The organism is Aerococcus sp. HMSC062A02 (genome assembly GCF_001809535.1).
GTDB lineage: Bacteria > Bacillota > Bacilli > Lactobacillales > Aerococcaceae > Aerococcus.
The window spans coordinates 98,508-114,746 of the sequence record NZ_KV797949.1; the positions used below are offsets into that span (position 1 = coordinate 98,508).

12 protein-coding genes and 1 other RNA gene are annotated in these 16,239 nt (G+C 49.4%); 12 read left to right on the top strand and 1 reads right to left on the bottom strand.

From position 1 onward, the window contains the following. The first annotated feature begins 93 nt into the window (after positions 1 to 93). The 7 genes from argF to ffs all read left to right on the top strand — a co-directional run bounded on the left by argF (position 94) and on the right by ffs (position 7,403). Positions 94 to 1,104, top strand: a complete 1,011-nt coding sequence (argF, locus tag HMPREF2626_RS09710; RefSeq protein WP_168162730.1) for an ornithine carbamoyltransferase — start codon at positions 94 to 96, stop codon at positions 1,102 to 1,104. Between the two features lie 300 nt (positions 1,105 to 1,404). Further along, positions 1,405 to 2,703, top strand: a complete 1,299-nt coding sequence (locus HMPREF2626_RS09715; protein ID WP_070620741.1) for a YeeE/YedE family protein — start codon at positions 1,405 to 1,407, stop codon at positions 2,701 to 2,703. A gap of 15 nt (positions 2,704 to 2,718) precedes the next feature. After that, entirely contained in the window at positions 2,719 to 4,422 is a 1,704-nt protein-coding gene (locus HMPREF2626_RS09720; RefSeq protein ID WP_070620745.1) for an FAD-dependent oxidoreductase, read from the top strand. A gap of 29 nt (positions 4,423 to 4,451) precedes the next feature. Continuing rightward, the gene (locus HMPREF2626_RS09725) at positions 4,452 to 5,225 is read left to right on the top strand and encodes an ABC transporter permease (RefSeq protein WP_070620748.1); all 774 of its coding nucleotides are present in this window, start codon (positions 4,452 to 4,454) and stop codon (positions 5,223 to 5,225) included. A 2-nt stretch (positions 5,226 to 5,227) separates the two neighbouring features. After that, positions 5,228 to 6,280, top strand: a complete 1,053-nt coding sequence (locus HMPREF2626_RS09730; RefSeq protein WP_070620751.1) for a taurine ABC transporter substrate-binding protein — start codon at positions 5,228 to 5,230, stop codon at positions 6,278 to 6,280. After that, positions 6,280 to 7,050, top strand: coding sequence for an ABC transporter ATP-binding protein (locus HMPREF2626_RS09735; protein WP_070620754.1), 771 nt, complete (start codon positions 6,280 to 6,282; stop codon positions 7,048 to 7,050). Before HMPREF2626_RS09730 ends, HMPREF2626_RS09735 begins: the two co-directional genes overlap by 1 nt. Positions 7,051 to 7,306: 256 nt before the next feature. Beyond that, positions 7,307 to 7,403: signal recognition particle sRNA small type (gene ffs, locus HMPREF2626_RS09740), an RNA gene on the top strand. 195 nt (positions 7,404 to 7,598) lie between these two features. Here ffs and HMPREF2626_RS09745 read toward each other — a convergent pair. Then, on the bottom strand, positions 7,599 to 8,561 hold the full coding sequence (locus tag HMPREF2626_RS09745; RefSeq protein ID WP_070620757.1) for an ABC transporter substrate-binding protein: 963 nt from the start codon (positions 8,559 to 8,561) through the stop codon (positions 7,599 to 7,601). A gap of 741 nt (positions 8,562 to 9,302) precedes the next feature. On the opposite strand from HMPREF2626_RS09745, the gene mprF reads away from it, so the two are divergent. The 5 genes from mprF (at position 9,303) to gorA (ending at position 16,236) form a co-directional block, all read left to right on the top strand. Then, positions 9,303 to 11,795, top strand: coding sequence for a bifunctional lysylphosphatidylglycerol flippase/synthetase MprF (gene mprF, locus HMPREF2626_RS09750; RefSeq protein ID WP_070620760.1), 2,493 nt, complete (start codon positions 9,303 to 9,305; stop codon positions 11,793 to 11,795). 2 nt (positions 11,796 to 11,797) lie between these two features. After that, a complete protein-coding gene (locus HMPREF2626_RS09755) occupies positions 11,798 to 12,295 on the top strand; it encodes an LURP-one-related/scramblase family protein (RefSeq protein ID WP_070620762.1) in 498 nt (165 codons plus the stop codon). Between the two features lie 321 nt (positions 12,296 to 12,616). Next, positions 12,617 to 13,276 (top strand): YczE/YyaS/YitT family protein, encoded by a 660-nt coding sequence (locus tag HMPREF2626_RS09760; RefSeq protein WP_070620765.1) that lies wholly within the window; start codon positions 12,617 to 12,619, stop codon positions 13,274 to 13,276. Positions 13,277 to 13,393: 117 nt separating this feature from the next. Next, positions 13,394 to 14,689 carry an O-acetylhomoserine aminocarboxypropyltransferase/cysteine synthase family protein gene (locus tag HMPREF2626_RS09765; RefSeq protein WP_070620768.1) on the top strand — a complete coding sequence of 432 codons (1,296 nt, stop codon included), beginning with the start codon at positions 13,394 to 13,396 and terminating at the stop codon, positions 14,687 to 14,689. 197 nt (positions 14,690 to 14,886) lie between these two features. Then, a complete protein-coding gene (gorA, locus tag HMPREF2626_RS09770; RefSeq protein WP_070620772.1) occupies positions 14,887 to 16,236 on the top strand; it encodes a glutathione-disulfide reductase in 1,350 nt (449 codons plus the stop codon). The last annotated feature ends 3 nt before the right edge of the window (positions 16,237 to 16,239 follow it).

Sequence of the window (16,239 nt, forward strand, 5' to 3'; positions counted from 1 at the left end):
CAGTCATCCCTTTCTGAACGCCTTTGCTCACACCTTCATGTTTGCGTATTTGTTTTTTTCGTGCCAGACTGGGGACAGAATCCAAATAAAGGAGTGGTAAGTATGTTACAAGGACGAAGTTTTTTACGGGTGAGTGATTTTAGTCAAGCGGAATTGCGCAATTTGGTGGATTTTGCTTTGCATCTTAAGGATCTCAAGGCGCGGGGGATTCCTCATCCTTATCTGGAGGGGCAGAACTTGGCCCTGGTTTTCAACAAGGCTTCGACGCGGACGCGGGCGGCTTTTACGGTAGCAGCTAGCGACTTGGGAGCGAATTTGGAGTATTTTTCCACGGCAGATATGCAGTTGGGGACTAAGGAATCAGTTGCGGATACGGCTCGGGTTCTTGGTCGGATTTTTGACGGGATTGGTTTTCGCGGGGCGGCTCAGGAAGATGTGGATATCCTGGCTGCTGAAGCGGGGGTGCCGGTGTGGAATGCTTTGACGGACTTGGCCCATCCCATGCAGATGGTGGGCGACTACATGACCCTCAAGGAGGCTTGCGGCGACTTGGCCGGGCTCAAGCTGGTCTATGTGGGGGACGGGCGCAACAATGTAGCCAATTCCCTGCTCTTGGCGGGCCTGATCCTAGGGGTTGAAGTGGCCATCGCCGCCCCCGAATCCCTCCAGCCTAATGCCCAAGTCCGCGAGCTAGCGGACCGCTTATCTGAGACTTACGGGACGCCCTACCAGCTGACAGAAGACCTCCACACTGCTGTTAAAGGAGCGGACGCCATCTATACCGATGTCTGGGTCTCCATGGGGGAAGAAGACCAGCTGGAAGAGCGCATCAACTTACTCCAACCCTACCAAGTCAACGCTCAAGTCATGGCTGAAACAGGCAAGGACACCATCTTCATGCACTGCCTCCCTGCCTACCACAACGGCGAGAGTGAAAAAGGCCGCGCCCTGGTCGCTAAATACGGTGAAGCTGCCTTTGAAGTCACGGACGAGGTCTTCCAATCCGAGGCCGGCTGGCACTTCCAACAAGCTGAAAACCGTCTCCACTCGACCAAGGCTATTCTGGCCGCGACTAATGGGCATTTGTTTGTGCCGGGGGTTTAGGATTTACTTGATCGATTAATTCTATATACAATGAAAGACTAGCACTGCCAGCTAGTCTTTTTTGCCTGATCAAATTTTTGATTTATGAGGCTTATATTATATTAATAGCCCATCGCGACTGATCGCTTGTCTATATCGCTTGGGATAAATAAGGCTGCTATAGAGGGATTTCTTAGTTTATTCCTTGCCCGACTGTGCTTCTAACAGATAATGGTCGAATTTGACAATTATTTTTGAAAAATATATATTATCTAAAACACTATATAAAAATAAGTGGTATAAAAAGATTGGAGTGATCAGATGCAAAAGAGTGTGAAGCGATCCCAGACCTATCTTGGCCTGGCACTAGTTATTGTATTACTGGTATTTGGTTATTACTTGAGTGGACTAAAGGCGATTCTTCCCTTGCAGTTACTGGCAGGGGTGTCCTTTGGCTATGCCTTGACCCGGTCCCGCTATGGTTTTGCGGGTGGGGTGAAGCGGCTCTATATGCGGGGCGAAGCTAGTCTATCTAAGGCCTTGTTGCTATTATTTGCCTTTACTTCAGTTGTCTTTGCAGGGATCCAATGGAAAGCAGCTAGTGAAGGTGCCTTGCCCGCCTTTGTTGAAGGGGCAGGTGACTTTATTATTCCAGGGACCCAGAACGTGGAGTTCGTCAATCTAGCAACTCTAGTCGGCGGTTTCCTCTTTGGCGTAGGCATGGTTATGGTTGGCTGCTGTGCTTCCGGTACCCTGTCTGACTTAGGAGAGGGCCGGGCTCGTGCCTTGATCTCTTTAATCTTCTTTGTCCTATCTGCTGCTCCTGGACAGGCGGCCCGGGCTGAATTTGACCGGACCGCCCTAGGACAGGTCGGCTTCCAATTACACCTGCCCCAGGTCTTTGGTTACTTTGGCGCCTTGGTCTTAACTTTGGCCTTGCTAGCTGGCCTCTGGTGGTGGGTGGTGAACTATGAGAAGAAGCGCAAGGAAGACAACACCTCCTTAGATCCATACGGCGACTGGGAGGAGATTGAGAAGCCGCTTGAGCCTTCGAAGACCTCGTCTCTCTTCTCCTATGAGACCTATCACAAGCTCTTTATTGAACGCTGGACCTTCTTCACGGGAACGGTCATCATTGCTTTGACCGCTATCTTTGTCCTAGTGACAACGGAATCGCCTTGGGGGGTAACGTCTCCCTTTGTCACTTGGGACGTGGCCTTCCTACAGAACCTAGGTGTTGAATTCTCAGAAGCTAATTTTGGCAGCTACCTCGAAAAAGTAGAGCGCGGACTCTTGCTTGATGGCCCCACCATCCGTAACATTGGCCTTTTTGCAGGAAGTTTTTTGGCCTTCTTGCTAGCCAACCGCTTCCGCATTCGGTCCGGTTTTTCCTTTAGAGATGGTATTTATTATGCAATTGGCGGGATCCTCTTAGGCTTTGGTTCTCGTCTGGCCCTGGGCTGCAACATCGGCGCCCTGTACTCAGCTATCGCTAGCTTCTCAATTTCGGGATGGTTCTTCTTGATTGCTGCTGTTGCCGGTGGTGTGGTCGGCCTCAAGATTTTCCAAGGTAAGATTAATATTATTCCGATTCCTATTCACTGTGAACGTGAACAATGAAAGGTGTGACTAAAGATGTCAAAAAATAATAAAATTGTCGTTGTTGGAGGGTGCGCCGGTGGGGCGTCAACTGCTGCCCGCATCCGTCGTCTCGATGAATTTGCGGATATTACCATATTTGAAAAGGGGCCCTATGTGTCTTACTCCAACTGTGGTCTGCCTTTCTATCTGAGTGGCCAGGTGGCATCGAGTGATGACTTGTTACTGATGACTCCAGAGAATTTTGCCCAGCAGTATAACATCCAAGCCAAGGTCAACCATGAAGTCATTGAGATTAACCGCCAAGAGAAAACCGTCCAGGTTGTTAACCATGAGACCGGAGAAGACTTCCAAGAAGCTTACGACTACTTAATTCTGGCCCCTGGAGCACATGCTGCTAGACCCCAAAGTATCCAAGGCGTTGATAGTGACCATGTCTTTACCGTTAAAACGGTTCCTGATGTCCGCAAACTGGCTGACTATCTGACGGACCATGACGTGAAGGATGTGGCTGTGGTGGGGGCAGGTTTTATTGGCCTTGAAGTTTTAGACAATCTCCACCAGCTGGATTTGCAGCTTTCTTTAATTGAAGATGCTGACCAAGTCTTAACGCCTATTGATGAAGACCTAGCTCAAATCCTCCATCGTTCGCTTTATGACCATGGGGTGAAACTTTACCTGGGACAAAGTGTCCAAGCTATTCAAGAGGATGCCGTTATTCTTGATTCTGGCGAAGCCATTAAGGCCCAGGCTGTGGTTTTAGCGGTAGGAATTACTCCTAACAGCGACTTAGCTAAGCAAGCTGGACTAGCGACCTCTTACCGCGGACACATTGTGACTAACCACCACTATCAGACCACTGATCCTAATATTTATGCAGTTGGAGATGCTATTGAAATTAATGACTACCTGACAGGCAAGGCAAGAAGCCTAGCTCTAGCTGGTCCTGCTCAGTGGCAGGCCCGGGCAGCGGCTGATCATATTTATGGCCGGCCTGTTCAGAACAAGGGGGTGCAAGGGTCACTCTCGATTAAGCTCTTGAACTATAATGTGGCTAGTACGGGCTACAATGAAAAATTCTTGCAGGCTGAAGGGATCCCTTATGACTTCGCCTACATTATCCCTAAAGACCGGGTAGGCCTCATGCCAGGTTCTAAGAATCTCTTCTTTAAACTCTTATTCGCCAAGCCATCGGGACGGATTTTAGGTGCCCAGGCTATCAGTGAAGGGGACGCGGTTAAACGTATCGATGTAGTTGCCACAGCTATCCGTGCGGGCTATGACCTCGAAGACTTAAAGAATCTTGAGTTAACCTATTCACCTCACTATGGGACCGCTAAAGATCCCGTTAATCATGCGGCTTTAGTCGGTTTGAATATCTTGAATGGTGAATTCAAAAAGGTGCCAGTGACTGCTGTGCGTGGATTAGTCGAAGAGGGGGCTTTCATTATTGATGCACGTGAGGAGGATGAATATGAACAGAGTCACCTTAAGGGAGCTAAGAATATCCCGCTCAGTCAATTTAGACAACGTTTGGATGAAATCCCTAAAGACCAAGCTGTTTATGTTCACTGCCGGTCAAGCCAGCGCTCCTATAACATGGTGCGAGCTTTAGAGCAGCGGGGCTATCACAATATTTATAATATCGATGGTTCCTATCTAGGAATTTCAGAGTATGAGTATTACCGCGACCAGGTGACAGGCCGGGAGAGCATCCTCACAGACTATAATTTTGAATAAATAAATGCTGAGTAAGTTAGGAGATGGGAATGAAGAAGTTTAGTCAATTGAAGTGCCTAGCTTTTGTTTTCTGGCTGCTTATCTTAGTCGGCTGGCAGCTTGTTTTTACTGATAGCGGTGGCCAAGGTCTGAATATACCGTCCATTACAGAAATTTGGCAGTCCTTTCTGATGCTTTGTCATGAGGGCTATGCTGGAATCCCTTTATCTGCCCACTTAAGGGCGAGCTTTGTGCGCTTATTTTTGGCCTTGTTATCGGCTACGTTTTTAGCTTTGCCTCTTGGTATTTTGAGTGGTTTCAGTCCAGTGATACGTTATATTGTCCAGTCCCTGGTGAACTTTATTCGGCCCATTCCTCCCTTAGCCTATTATCCTTTGCTGATAATGCTAGTTGGGATCAGTGATGCCTCAAAAATTATCCTCTTATTTATTGCCGCTTTTGCTCCCCTCTATCTAGCGGTGGTTTCGGGGATTGAACAAGTGCGGTCGGATTATATTCTAAGCGCTGAATCGCTAGGAGCTTCGCCTTTGATGATCATGCGTAAGGTCATCTGGCCCAGTGTGCTTGCCAGTTTTATCGTAGGTCTGCGAACCGCTTTTGGCTTTGCCTATACGACTCTGGTTTCGGCGGAGATGACAGCTGCCGAATCAGGCCTAGGTTGGTTGGTCATTGATGCCTCCCGTTACTTGAAGACGGATGTCGTTTTTGTGGGGATTATTTTGATGGGCTTAACCGGATTAATTTTTGACCGCGTATTGGATTATATTGAAAAGCAACTTATATTTTGGAAAGGACAGGTTTAAGGGTGGCAAGAAAGAGACAATGGATAAAAGTTGCGATTGCGATTTTCATCGTCGTCGGCTTGCTGGTTAGCGGCCGGCACTATGGCTTATTTGATAAGGATTCAGACGCTCATAGCCATGAGGTGCGGATTGCTTACCTCCGAGTGCCTAATGATGAACTACTGGCGATGTCGCGGGGGACCTTGGAGGATAAGCTAGCCGAAATTGGGGTAAAGGCCAAATTTGTCGAGTTCGATTCAGGGGTTGAGGCGAATAAGGCCTTAGCTTCAGGGAGTATTGACTATGCTAGTATGGGGATTACTAACGCGGTCGTTGCCTTGGCCAATCAGATTCCGACTGAACTGATCTGGATCCATGAACTCCTCGGTGAGACGGAAGGTTTGGTGGTGAAAGATTCTATTAGTAGCTTATCAGATTTAGCTGGTCAAACGCTTGCAACCACCTTTGCTTCAACTTCACATTATAGTTTGGAGAAAGTGCTTGAAGAAGCCAATCTTAGCGATCAAGTGAAGCTTCTCGATATGAAATCAACAGATATTGCAGCCTCCTGGGCCAGTGGCGATATTATGGGAGCCTATACTTGGGAACCTAATCTTTCCCAACTTGTGAACCAGTCGGGCCATGTTCTATTAGATTCTAAGGACCTTCAGGAAGAAGGGATTGTGACAGCTAATGTGATGTTGGGACGGAAAGATTACCTAGCAGAACATCCCGAAGTGACCCAGGTCATTATCCAGTCCTTAGAAGAGACCCATCAGCTCTATGCCAGTCAGCCCGAAGAAGCTGCTAACATCTTGGGAGAGGAACTCGGTATGCCAGCAGATGAGGTACTCAAACAAATGAAGGGTTCTAAATGGCTAAGGGCAAAAGATCAAGTCCAGTCCGACTACCTGGGCTCATCTGAAGAAAAGGGTCAATTTGTCCCTGTTATCCAATCGATAGCTGACTTTTTAGCGAGCAACCGACAGTTATCGGATGTGCCGAGTCAAGAGGTCATTGAAAACTTTGTCAATCCAGCCTACATTGAAGCCTATTTAGAGAGGGAGGGACAGTGATGCCGCATCCTTTACTAACAATGGAAAATGTCTCCTATCGCTATGATGACCAATCAGATGAAGTACTTCGAGGCCTCAATTTTCAAATGCAGCCAGGAGAATTTGTCTGTGTCTTAGGGCCTTCAGGTGTAGGCAAGAGTACCTGGCTCAACTTGTTGGCCGGCTATGAGCAGGTGAGCTCAGGCAAATTGTCTTTCAAGGGAAAGGAGATTACTGGGCCTTCCTGGGAGCGAGGCGTGATCTTCCAGCGCCATACGCTCTATCCCTGGCTGACAGTAGGAGAGAATATTGCTTTTGGCTTGGAGGCAAGAAAAGATCGTCCTGAGCAAATCAAAGAACGGGTAGACTATCTCCTGGAAAATATCGGGTTATCGGACTACCAGGATTCTTATATTTTTAAGCTATCGGGCGGTATGCAGCAGCGAGTCCAGCTAGCTCGAAGTCTGGCTCCCCAGCCTGAGCTCATCTTAATGGATGAACCCTTTTCGGCCTTGGATGCTTTGACCCGACTAGATATGCAACGTTTTGTCAGAAAAACTTGGCAGCGAGAAGAGACCTCTATCTTCATGATTACCCATGACATTGATGAAGCCTTAACCCTGGCTACACGCTTGATAGTCATACCGGTGGGAGACTCCAGCCAGCTTGTAGAGTTTTCTCTCGATTATACCAAGTGTATTTTAGCTGGGCAGACGGCCAAGGAATATGTGGATAAAAACTATTTGACGATAAAAGACCAAATCTACCACTATCTAAGTGTGGAAGCCTAGTCTTTTAGAGATCCTGTGAGCCAATCGTGTTGAATTTGCGTTCGGCAAGTCTGAGCGTAAATAGTGAGTGTTGATTTGAGTTCAGCGGGTCTGGGTGCAAATAGGGAGTGTGGATTTGCGTTCGTTAGATCTGAGCGCAAATAGTGAGCCTCAACTTGTATTCAACCGCCTTGTATGGAAATCGTTAGTAGACTAAAGATACTTTCCCAAGCCCCCCTTGCCCTCTTCTCCAATCCATGTTACAATAATCATTGTCGAAAGACCTTATGGCGAGGATGGAGATGTGAACCGGGTCAGATCGGGAACGAAGCAGCCCTAAGCATTTTCCATCTTGTGCTGTAAGTTTTTTATTTTGGATATTAAAGGAGCCGGCCCGCTAAATCAGCGGCCGGCTTTTTCTATGGGGTGGATACCTAATAAAAGAGGCCCAATCACGATTAGAGCCTCTTTATTTAGGTTAATTTTTTATTATTTTGTTTATCAATGCTCACACGTCAAATGTTCCAGGGGCCGGGTCAGGTCGTCCAGATCCCGGTAGTAGCTAAGGATTATTCTTCCGTTAAAGACTTTGGGTCAATGCCGAGTGCCTTGGCCATGTCGTCGTTGACCTTAACCACAAGTTTTTCGGATTTTTGGACGGGCATTTCAGCTGGGGTCTTGCCGTTCTTCAGGATGTCGAGAGCCATCTCGCCCGTTTGTTTACCGAGTTCGTAGTAGTCCACGCCGTAAGCGCAGAGGGTGCCTTCTACACCGGCATCGAAGGCGGCAACTGAAGGAACTTTTTCTTCTTTGAGGACTTGGCCGATGGTTTGGATGGTGTTGGCGACGGTGTTGTCGGTTGGCAGGTAGATGCCGTCCACTTTCTTGGCCAGGGCCTTGGTGGCTTGTTGGATTTCGTTGGTCGTGGTGACGGTCATGCTTTCCACCTTGAGCCCCTTGGATTCGATATAGTCCTTGGCTTCCTTGTACTGCATCTCGGAGTTGACCTCGCTGGAGTTGTAGAGGATGCCGATGGTTTTGATAGAAGGGTCGGCCTTGAGCAGGAGGTCCACTACCTTGTCTGTTGGCGCGCCGTCGCTGGTTCCGGTCATATTCGCACCAGGTTTTTCGGCAGTGTCGACGAGTTTGGCGCTGACGGGATCAGTGACTGCGGTGAAGAGTTGGGGGGTCTTCTTGTCGGTATTCAGCATGGCTTGGGCAGCGGGTGTGGCGATGGAGAGGATGAGGTCGTTCTTGCCCGCTAATTGCTGGGTGATACTCTGCAGGTTGGACTGGTCGCCTTGGGCATTCTGGTAGTTGAGGGTCAAGTTCTTGCCTTCTTCATAGCCTGCTTCTTTGAGGGCGTCCGTGAAGCCTTCCCGGGCCCGGTCCAGTGATTCGTGTTCCATGAATTGGAGGACACCTACTGAGGCTTCTGCTGCTTTTGTGTCGCCAGCTGCTTGCCCGCAGGCGCCTAAAGTGAGCGCCAGGGCACCGAGACCTAATACTTTAGCTAATTGTTTGATTTTCATGATGAGATCCTCCTTATATTTTATCCTGTGGTCGACAAGTGACTAAACTTTCTTCCTTACAATAGAAAAAACCGCCTAAGATACTCTAAGGCGGCGGTAAAGCAAAAATATAGGCTCGGCCTCTTAGAATATCCAATCTATTCTATGGGGCCTAAGCATGGTAAAAATCTCTAGCCTCATAGATACAAACGCTTGGTCCGTGTTTGTACCCATGACTTGCATAGCTACAAACACTATCTAAAGAAGCTAAAGAAGAAAGTATTCGATTGAGCTGAGCATGTGCCCAGGCAGACAGTTGATTTCATTCTTAGCATGAGTCATGCTCCTTTCTCAAGTGATAATCCTATCATAGGACAAAAGTAAGAAGATGTCAACCGTATTCTTACGGAATTTTAATTTAATGTGGGGGAAATGATCTTATGGAGCTAGTGAACAGCTTGCCTCAGAAACAGACCTCTCGTTTGCGAGTCGGGCCCGGCCAACTTTCAAATGCCCCCTAAATTTGCGAGTAGGACCGAGCTCACCACCAACCAAGCCTATCGAGTGTGGGTTGATTCATATCTTTATCCCTTTAAGCTAGGAACCTCCATTCATTTCAGCCTTATTTTGTTAAAGAAAGTCTAAGATAGCTAAGTTTTTCTAGTATTTTATTTATTTTACAAATAGAATATAGGTAAACTAAACGCGAGATGTCATTCGCTTGGGCGTGGCTTTTGCATGTAAAGATAAGGAATGAGTATGATGGATTTTATTAGAGGGCACAAGCGCGTGCTTCAGATCTTTTTTTATGGCTTGATTTTTGTCCTTTTGGGCTATTTCATCCGCCACGAGCTCCAGGGGATTGACTGGCAACTTTTCCGCCAGTCCTTGGGGGAGAAGACCTTGTGGGTTCAGTTGGGTCTTCTTGTGACGGGGCTCTTGGGCTTTTCTGTCAATGGACTTTATGATTTGAATGCCACCCGGGACTATCCCTTGACGGCTCCGACCCTAGATATCCTAAAGATTGGTTGGATCAGTCAGGCTTTTAATGAATTCATTGATTTTGGCGGGCTGACAGGGGGGACCTTGCGGGCGAATTTCTATAAGAAGGCAGGACTGCCAGCGGAATCGGCCCTCCAATTGTCTGTGATGAATTGGGCGGCGAGTTTTCTAGGTTTGGTCTTTTTGATTTTTCTTGCCTTACCCCTAGCTTGGGGGAGGAATTTGGGCTGGCCCTTGGTCCTAGCCCTGATCTTCACCCTCTACCTGCCGGCCTTTCTTCTGGCTGACCGCCTGCCTTGGGTTCAGGGGCTCTTTGACCGTTTCCAGCTCCAACAGATTTCTTGGCGCAAAAAATGGGGCTATGTGGGCGTCTCCATCTTGGATTGGTCGGCTGCTCTGTCTTACTTCCTCTTTGTGATGGCGATCTTTAACCCTAATTTTGCCTGGACGGATGGTTTGTTGATTTATGTCTTCAGTATTGTGGTGGGCCTCTTCAGTTTCGTTCCAGGTGGGGTGGGGGCCTTTGATGTGACGGTCCTCCTGCTCATGCAGAAGGCGGGCTATGAAACGGCCAATGTCTTAGCTGCTCTGGTCGTTCTCAGGGTCTGCTACTATATTATTCCCTGGGCCCTGGCTTCGACTTATGTTTTGGGCCGCTGGTACAGGGAGAAGACGGAGGACTTCCACCTGACATTCTGGTCGGATGTCTTAGTCAAAGGTCTAGCGCTCGTTATGTTTATCGCTGGCGCCCTCCTCGTGTCGACGGCTTTGGCACCGGAACTCTTTGATCGTGTTCGCTTCCTCAACCACCTGGTGCCTCGGCTCTTTGAACAAGTCTCGGCCTTTATTACCTTAATCGTGGGGATTGTGACCCTCCTGCTCTCGCTCGGTATCAATGCCCGGGTCCGCCGGGTCTACCAGGCGGCGATGGGGCTCTTGCCCTTGGGCGCTGTCCTCTGCCTGGTTCGTGGCTTCTCTTACCGCGAGGCCCTGGTCGTGATGGCCATCTGGATCCTACTCTATGCCAACCGCCGGCAATTTATCCGGGCTAGCGTGCCCCTGACCCGGCGCAATATCGTTGTGGCTAGTCTCTTGACCCTCCTTGTTCTGGGGGTAACCAGCGTGGCCGTGGCCTGGCATATCCTCCGCCTCAAAGGAGAATTGGTGATTACCATCAACCTGGTCCACCTCATGTTGAGTGTTCTTATCGTTGTGGGGCTGGCTCTGCTCCTTCTCTTTAGCCAGTCCAAAAAACTCCGCTTCCAAAGACCGCAGCCAGAGGAGGTGGATGCCTACCTGGCCCTGGTCGACCAGTACGGGGGGACGGAATACAGCCACCTGGTCCGTCTCTATGATAAGCAGATTTTCTTTGGACCAGACCGAGAGGCCGCTTTACTCTATCGATCGGTAGGGCGGAACATGTTGGTGCTCGGCGACCCGGTTGGCCAAGCAGAGGCCTTTGATGGCTTACTCCAAGCTTTTGCCTCTTATGCCCATGATTCAGGGATGCGGCTCGCTTATTATGAGGTCAGTCCGCGTTACCTGGATAATTTTTGTAATATGGGTTATCTGACGGTTAAGATCGGCGAAGCAGCCATTATTCCCCTGGAAGATTTCACTTTTGAGGGCAAAAAGAACCGCAACCGCCGGCAGATCCGCAATGCCATGGAGAAGGCAGGGCTACGTTTTGAGGTCTTAAGTCCACCCCATGCACCGGCGACCTTGGCTGAATTAAAGGGATTTTCGGATGCTTGGTTGGAAGGTCGGAGTGAGATGGCCTATTCCTTGGGGGCCTTCCAGGAAGACTACCTGCAGACGAGTCCCATCTTCGTTTTGCGTTCGGATGAGCGGATCGAAGCCTTTGCTAATCTCATGCCTATCAGTTCTGAGAGCGTATCAATTGATTTAATGCGCTTCAGGGGGGATACTGTAGATAACGTCATGCAGATGCTCTTGCTACAGATTCTATCCTGGGCCAAGGCGGAAGGGTATCAGAGCTTCGACTTGGGGATGGCCCCGCTGGCGAATGTGGGCGACCAGACTTATTCCCGTTCGCGCGACCGGGTTATCCGACTAGTCTATGAGTACGGTAACCGGGTCTATGGCTTCAAGGGCTTGCGCGCCTATAAGGATAAGTTCCGCCCCCACTGGGAGAACCGCTACCTGATCTATGCCGAAGCTTCTGCCCTGCCTCAGATCCTCCTAGGCCTCTATGAAGCGGTCAACCATAGTTATAAGAAGAAGGAGAAATAACCATGCATACCCTCTATATTAAGCAACGTATCTTTAAAATAACAGATAATTATCCCATCAAAGATGACCAAGGAAAGGTCTGCTACCAAGTCGACCAGGACTTCAAGCTGATTGGCGATAAGATCCATGTGACTGATCCGAATGGGGAGGAGGTTTTCACTGTCAAGCGCAAGCTAATCCGCCTCTTCCCAACTTACAGTGTGGCATTTGCGGATGGCCAGTCGCTCAAGGTGAGAAGCCAGCTCTCCCTCATGCGTCGCAAGGTTAAGGTAAGTTCCGATGACTTCGAGTTGAAGGTCCGCGGCAACCTGATCGACCACAAGTTCACGGTGAGTGAAAGCGGGGAAGAGATTGGGACCATCCGCAAGAAACTGCTCAGCATTGGGGATAGTTTCGAAATCCAAGTTAAGGACCGAAATTACGAACAAGTCCTCGTTGCCATCACTATTGCCATCGACAACCTGATGGACCGTGAAGACGACGAGGAAGATGACGAATAGACTATTTTTTGACCCCGCTAGCCGGAAATAAGGGCTGGTGGGGTTTTAGTATAGTCTTTATTCTGATAGTGGAGACTGGAAAAGTGGCAACTTTCAAATGAGGGTCAAGTTTGTGGGTTGGGTCGTGTCAACTTTCATATGGGAGCTTGGTTTGTGGGTTGGACCAGGCCAACTCTCAATTGGAGGAGCTGACGCCTTGCCAGACTAGTTGTCAGACCCGCGTTCATCCTAAATTAGCAATCCATTCCTGATATCCCTTTGCTTTCCCTGCAAATTTCGCTAAGATTAAGATAAGGATAAGGTCTTTTGAGGAGGAGCTATATGACGACAACTACTTGGAAACGGGCTTTGGTTTTGACCCTGGGGATTGCGATTAATGCTTTGGGAATTGTGCTGATCACCAAGGCCAATTTGGGGACAACGGCTGTTTCCAGCCTGCCCCTGGTGCTGAGTTTAGCTACGCCGCTGAGCTTGGGGACCTTGCTCTTTATCTTCAACTCGGTCTATATTATCGGGCAAATGGTTCTTTACCGGCGGGATTTCCAGGCCTGGCAGTGGCTGCAATTGGGGGTAAACCTCATTCTCAGTCTGGTGACGGATTGGTCGGCGGCGGCTTTGGACTGGCTCCAACCGGCTCATCTCTGGTCCCAAGTCCTCTGCCTCGTCATCGGCTGTGCCGTCTTAGCTTTCGGCATTGCTTTGGAAGTAGCGGCGGACTGGCTCTATGTCTCTGCTGAGGGGATTGTCCAGGCTATTTCGACCTGCTTTGCTTGGCCGTTTGGTCGGGTGAAGATTACTTTCGATGGGACGATTACTGGCTTGGCCGTGGCCTTCTCCTTCCTCTTGCTCGGGGGCTTGGAGGCAGTCGGCTGGGGGACCTTGCTTTCCGCCTTCTTGATCGGTCGTTTCGTGGCTCTTTACCAGAAAAATTTGCCTGTCCTCGGCCAGGTAGCCGCATGGAAAGAACGTGATCGTATTTAACGAACACTACTCATCAAGAAGGGGTATCAGCGGTCCTATAGTATTTGTGGCCAAGTTGTGCTAGTATATTCACATAGAAACAGTGCTTATTTTTAATAAGTTAAAGGAGCGATTCAGATGACTAAGGCAAATCCAAGTGAAAAATATACTGGTTTTAACACCAAACAAGTCCATGCAGGCCATAATCTCGATGAGACGGGGGCACGGGCGGTACCGATCTACCAAACCACTTCCTATGTCTTCGAAGATGCGGAACAGGCGGCGAACCGTTTTGCCCTAACGGATGCGGGAGGCATCTATTCCCGTATTACCAACCCAACTGTCGGCGTCCTGGAGGCCCGTGTAGCTGCCCTTGAGAATGGGACGGCCGGAATTGCGGTAGCTTCTGGATCTGCGGCGATCACTTATGCCATCCTCAATATCGCGAAGACTGGGGACAATATTATCTCTGCCACCAGTCTATATGGGGGGACCTTCAACTTATTCAGCGTGACCCTGCCTGACCTAGGGATTGAGACCCGCTTCGTCAATGATATTGAAGATTTCGACGCTGTTGAAAAATTGATTGATGATAAGACTCGGGCGATTTACTTAGAAACGATCGGTAATCCAAAGACCAACTTGATTGATATCGACAAGGTTAGTGAATTTGCCCATAAACATGGCCTGCCAGTGATTGTGGATAATACCTTCGCGACGCCATACCTCTACCGGCCTTTAGACCATGGGGCAGATGTTGTTGTCCACTCAGCAACTAAATTCTTGGGTGGTCACGGGACAACCCTAGCTGGAATCGTGGTGGAAAACGGCCAATTCGATTGGAAGAATAATGACCGCTTCCCTGGCTTCTCCGAACCTGATACGCACTATAATGGCTTGGTCTTTGGCGACCTGGCACCAGCGGCCTTCACGACCAAGATCCGCGCCCAAGTGCTCCGCGACACCGGGGCCTGTCTGAGCGCCCAAGATGCCTTCCTGATTATTAATGGGGTCGAAACCCTGTCCCTGCGTGTGGAACGCCATGTGGCCAATGCGGAAAAGATTGCCAAACACTTGGAAGACCATCCGAAAGTTGACTGGGTTGCTTATCCTGGTTTGGAAAGCTCGCCTTACCATGAACTCGCTGAGCGCGACTTCCCGAACGGGGTAGGCTCCATCTTCTCCTTTGGGGTCAAAGGTGGCAAGGAAGCTGGTATCCGCTTCGTGGATGCCCTGGAAATCTTCTCCAACCTGGCCAATGTGGCTGACGTCCGGTCCTTAGTGGTCCACCCAGCCTCAACCACCCATGCCCAATTATCCGATGCAGAATTGGAAGAAGCTGGGGTCGGTCAAGACCTGATCCGTCTTTCAATTGGGATTGAAGATGTCGATGACCTGATTGCGGATCTCGACCAAGCACTCGAACAAGTTTAGATAGATTAAGGATTGAAGAGCGGCAGGTCCGCTCTTTTTTTATTATTTTTCTATTTATTATAGTTTTTAATTATTAGGATGAGCAGATATTCGTTTGAAAGCAGGGTGATTTTCTGAGCAGATAGGGGGCGGCTGGGCTCAGAATTTGTTATGATAGCTTTAGTAACTTAGTGTTTAATGAAGAAGGAGTGGTTCTTGTGGCAGATTTTGATTTATTAGTTCTCGGTGGCGGCAGCGGCGGTATTGCGACAGCTAACCGGGCAGCGGAGCATGGCGCCAAGGTGGGCCTGATTGAAGCCAAACATCTCGGGGGAACCTGTGTCAATATTGGTTGTGTGCCGAAGAAGATTTCTTGGTATGCCTCCCGTGTCCGAGATGCCATTGAAACTTACGGTCCCGGCTACGGCTTTAGCGTGGAAGGCGTCGACTTTGACTATCAGACCTTTAAGAAGTCGCGGGATGCTTATATCAATCGCTCCCGCCAGTCCTATACCCGGCAATTTGAGAAAAATCAAATCACGGTGATTGAAGGTTATGGTCGTTTCGTCGATGCCCAGACCCTGGAAGTTGACGGCCAGACCTATAGTGCGGACAAGATTGTGATCGCTACTGGTGGTCGGCCTAAAGTCCCTAATGTGGAAGGGCGCGAGCTCCTGTCGACTTCAGACGATTTCTTCGCCTGGGAGAGCCTGCCTGAATCGGTGGTAATTGTCGGCGCTGGCTATATCGGCGTCGAAATTGCGGGCGTTTTGAACGGACTCGGCGTCAAGGTCGATGTTTTCGAATTCCAAGACCAACCCCTGGCAGGCTTCGACCAAATGTTAGTGGATACCGTCTTGGAATCCTTTGAAGACCAAGGTATCGCCTTCCATGGTGGGCAAGCTTTGGAGAAATTTGCGGAAGAAGAAGGCCAGATCGCCTGCTATGCCGATGGGGAGAAAGTCGCCAGTGCAGACAAGGTGCTGATGGCCATCGGACGGGCGGTCAATACGGATGACTTGAACTTAGAAGCGATTGGTGTTGAGACCGACGAGAAGACCGGAGCGATTTTGGTGGATGACAACCACCAGACTTCTGTTGCCAACATCTATGCGGTGGGCGACAATATCAACAAGGTCAACCTCACTCCCGTGGCAATCCGTGCCGGTCGCCAAGTCGCTGAATACCTCTATAACGGAGCAGCATCTGGCACTATTAATTATGACAATGTTCCAACCGTAGTCTTCAGCCACCCTGCTCTAGGGTCAATCGGCCTGAGCGAAGCTGACGCTATCCAAAAATACGGTGAAGACGCCATCAAGGTCTACACCAGCAACTTCTACTCCATGTACACTTCAGCTGCCGGCGAGCGTGAAGCCTGCCACTACAAGGTCGTATGTGCCGGCCCTGAAGAAAAAGTTGTCGGCCTCCACGGCACCGGCGAAGGCATGGATGAAATCCTCCAAGGCTTCGGCGTCGCCATCCAAATGGGCGCCACTAAAGCCGACCTGGACAGCGTCGTTGCCATCCACCCAACCAGCGCTGAAGAATTTGTTACCCTGCGCTAATTA

Excerpts from the sequence above, each read along its gene's own strand:
- HMPREF2626_RS09765 (WP_070620768.1), top strand. The coding sequence starts at position 13,394 with ATGACTAAGGCAAATCCAAGTGAAAAATATACTGGTTTTAACACCAAA.
- HMPREF2626_RS09745 (WP_070620757.1), bottom strand. The coding sequence starts at position 8,561 with ATGAAAATCAAACAATTAGCTAAAGTATTAGGTCTCGGTGCCCTGGCG.
- HMPREF2626_RS09715 (WP_070620741.1), top strand. The coding sequence starts at position 1,405 with ATGCAAAAGAGTGTGAAGCGATCCCAGACCTATCTTGGCCTGGCACTA.
- HMPREF2626_RS09760 (WP_070620765.1), top strand. The coding sequence starts at position 12,617 with ATGACGACAACTACTTGGAAACGGGCTTTGGTTTTGACCCTGGGGATT.
- mprF (WP_070620760.1), top strand. The coding sequence starts at position 9,303 with ATGGATTTTATTAGAGGGCACAAGCGCGTGCTTCAGATCTTTTTTTAT.
- HMPREF2626_RS09735 (WP_070620754.1), top strand. The coding sequence starts at position 6,280 with ATGCCGCATCCTTTACTAACAATGGAAAATGTCTCCTATCGCTATGAT.
- HMPREF2626_RS09755 (WP_070620762.1), top strand. The coding sequence starts at position 11,798 with ATGCATACCCTCTATATTAAGCAACGTATCTTTAAAATAACAGATAAT.
- HMPREF2626_RS09725 (WP_070620748.1), top strand. The coding sequence starts at position 4,452 with ATGAAGAAGTTTAGTCAATTGAAGTGCCTAGCTTTTGTTTTCTGGCTG.
- HMPREF2626_RS09720 (WP_070620745.1), top strand. The coding sequence starts at position 2,719 with ATGTCAAAAAATAATAAAATTGTCGTTGTTGGAGGGTGCGCCGGTGGG.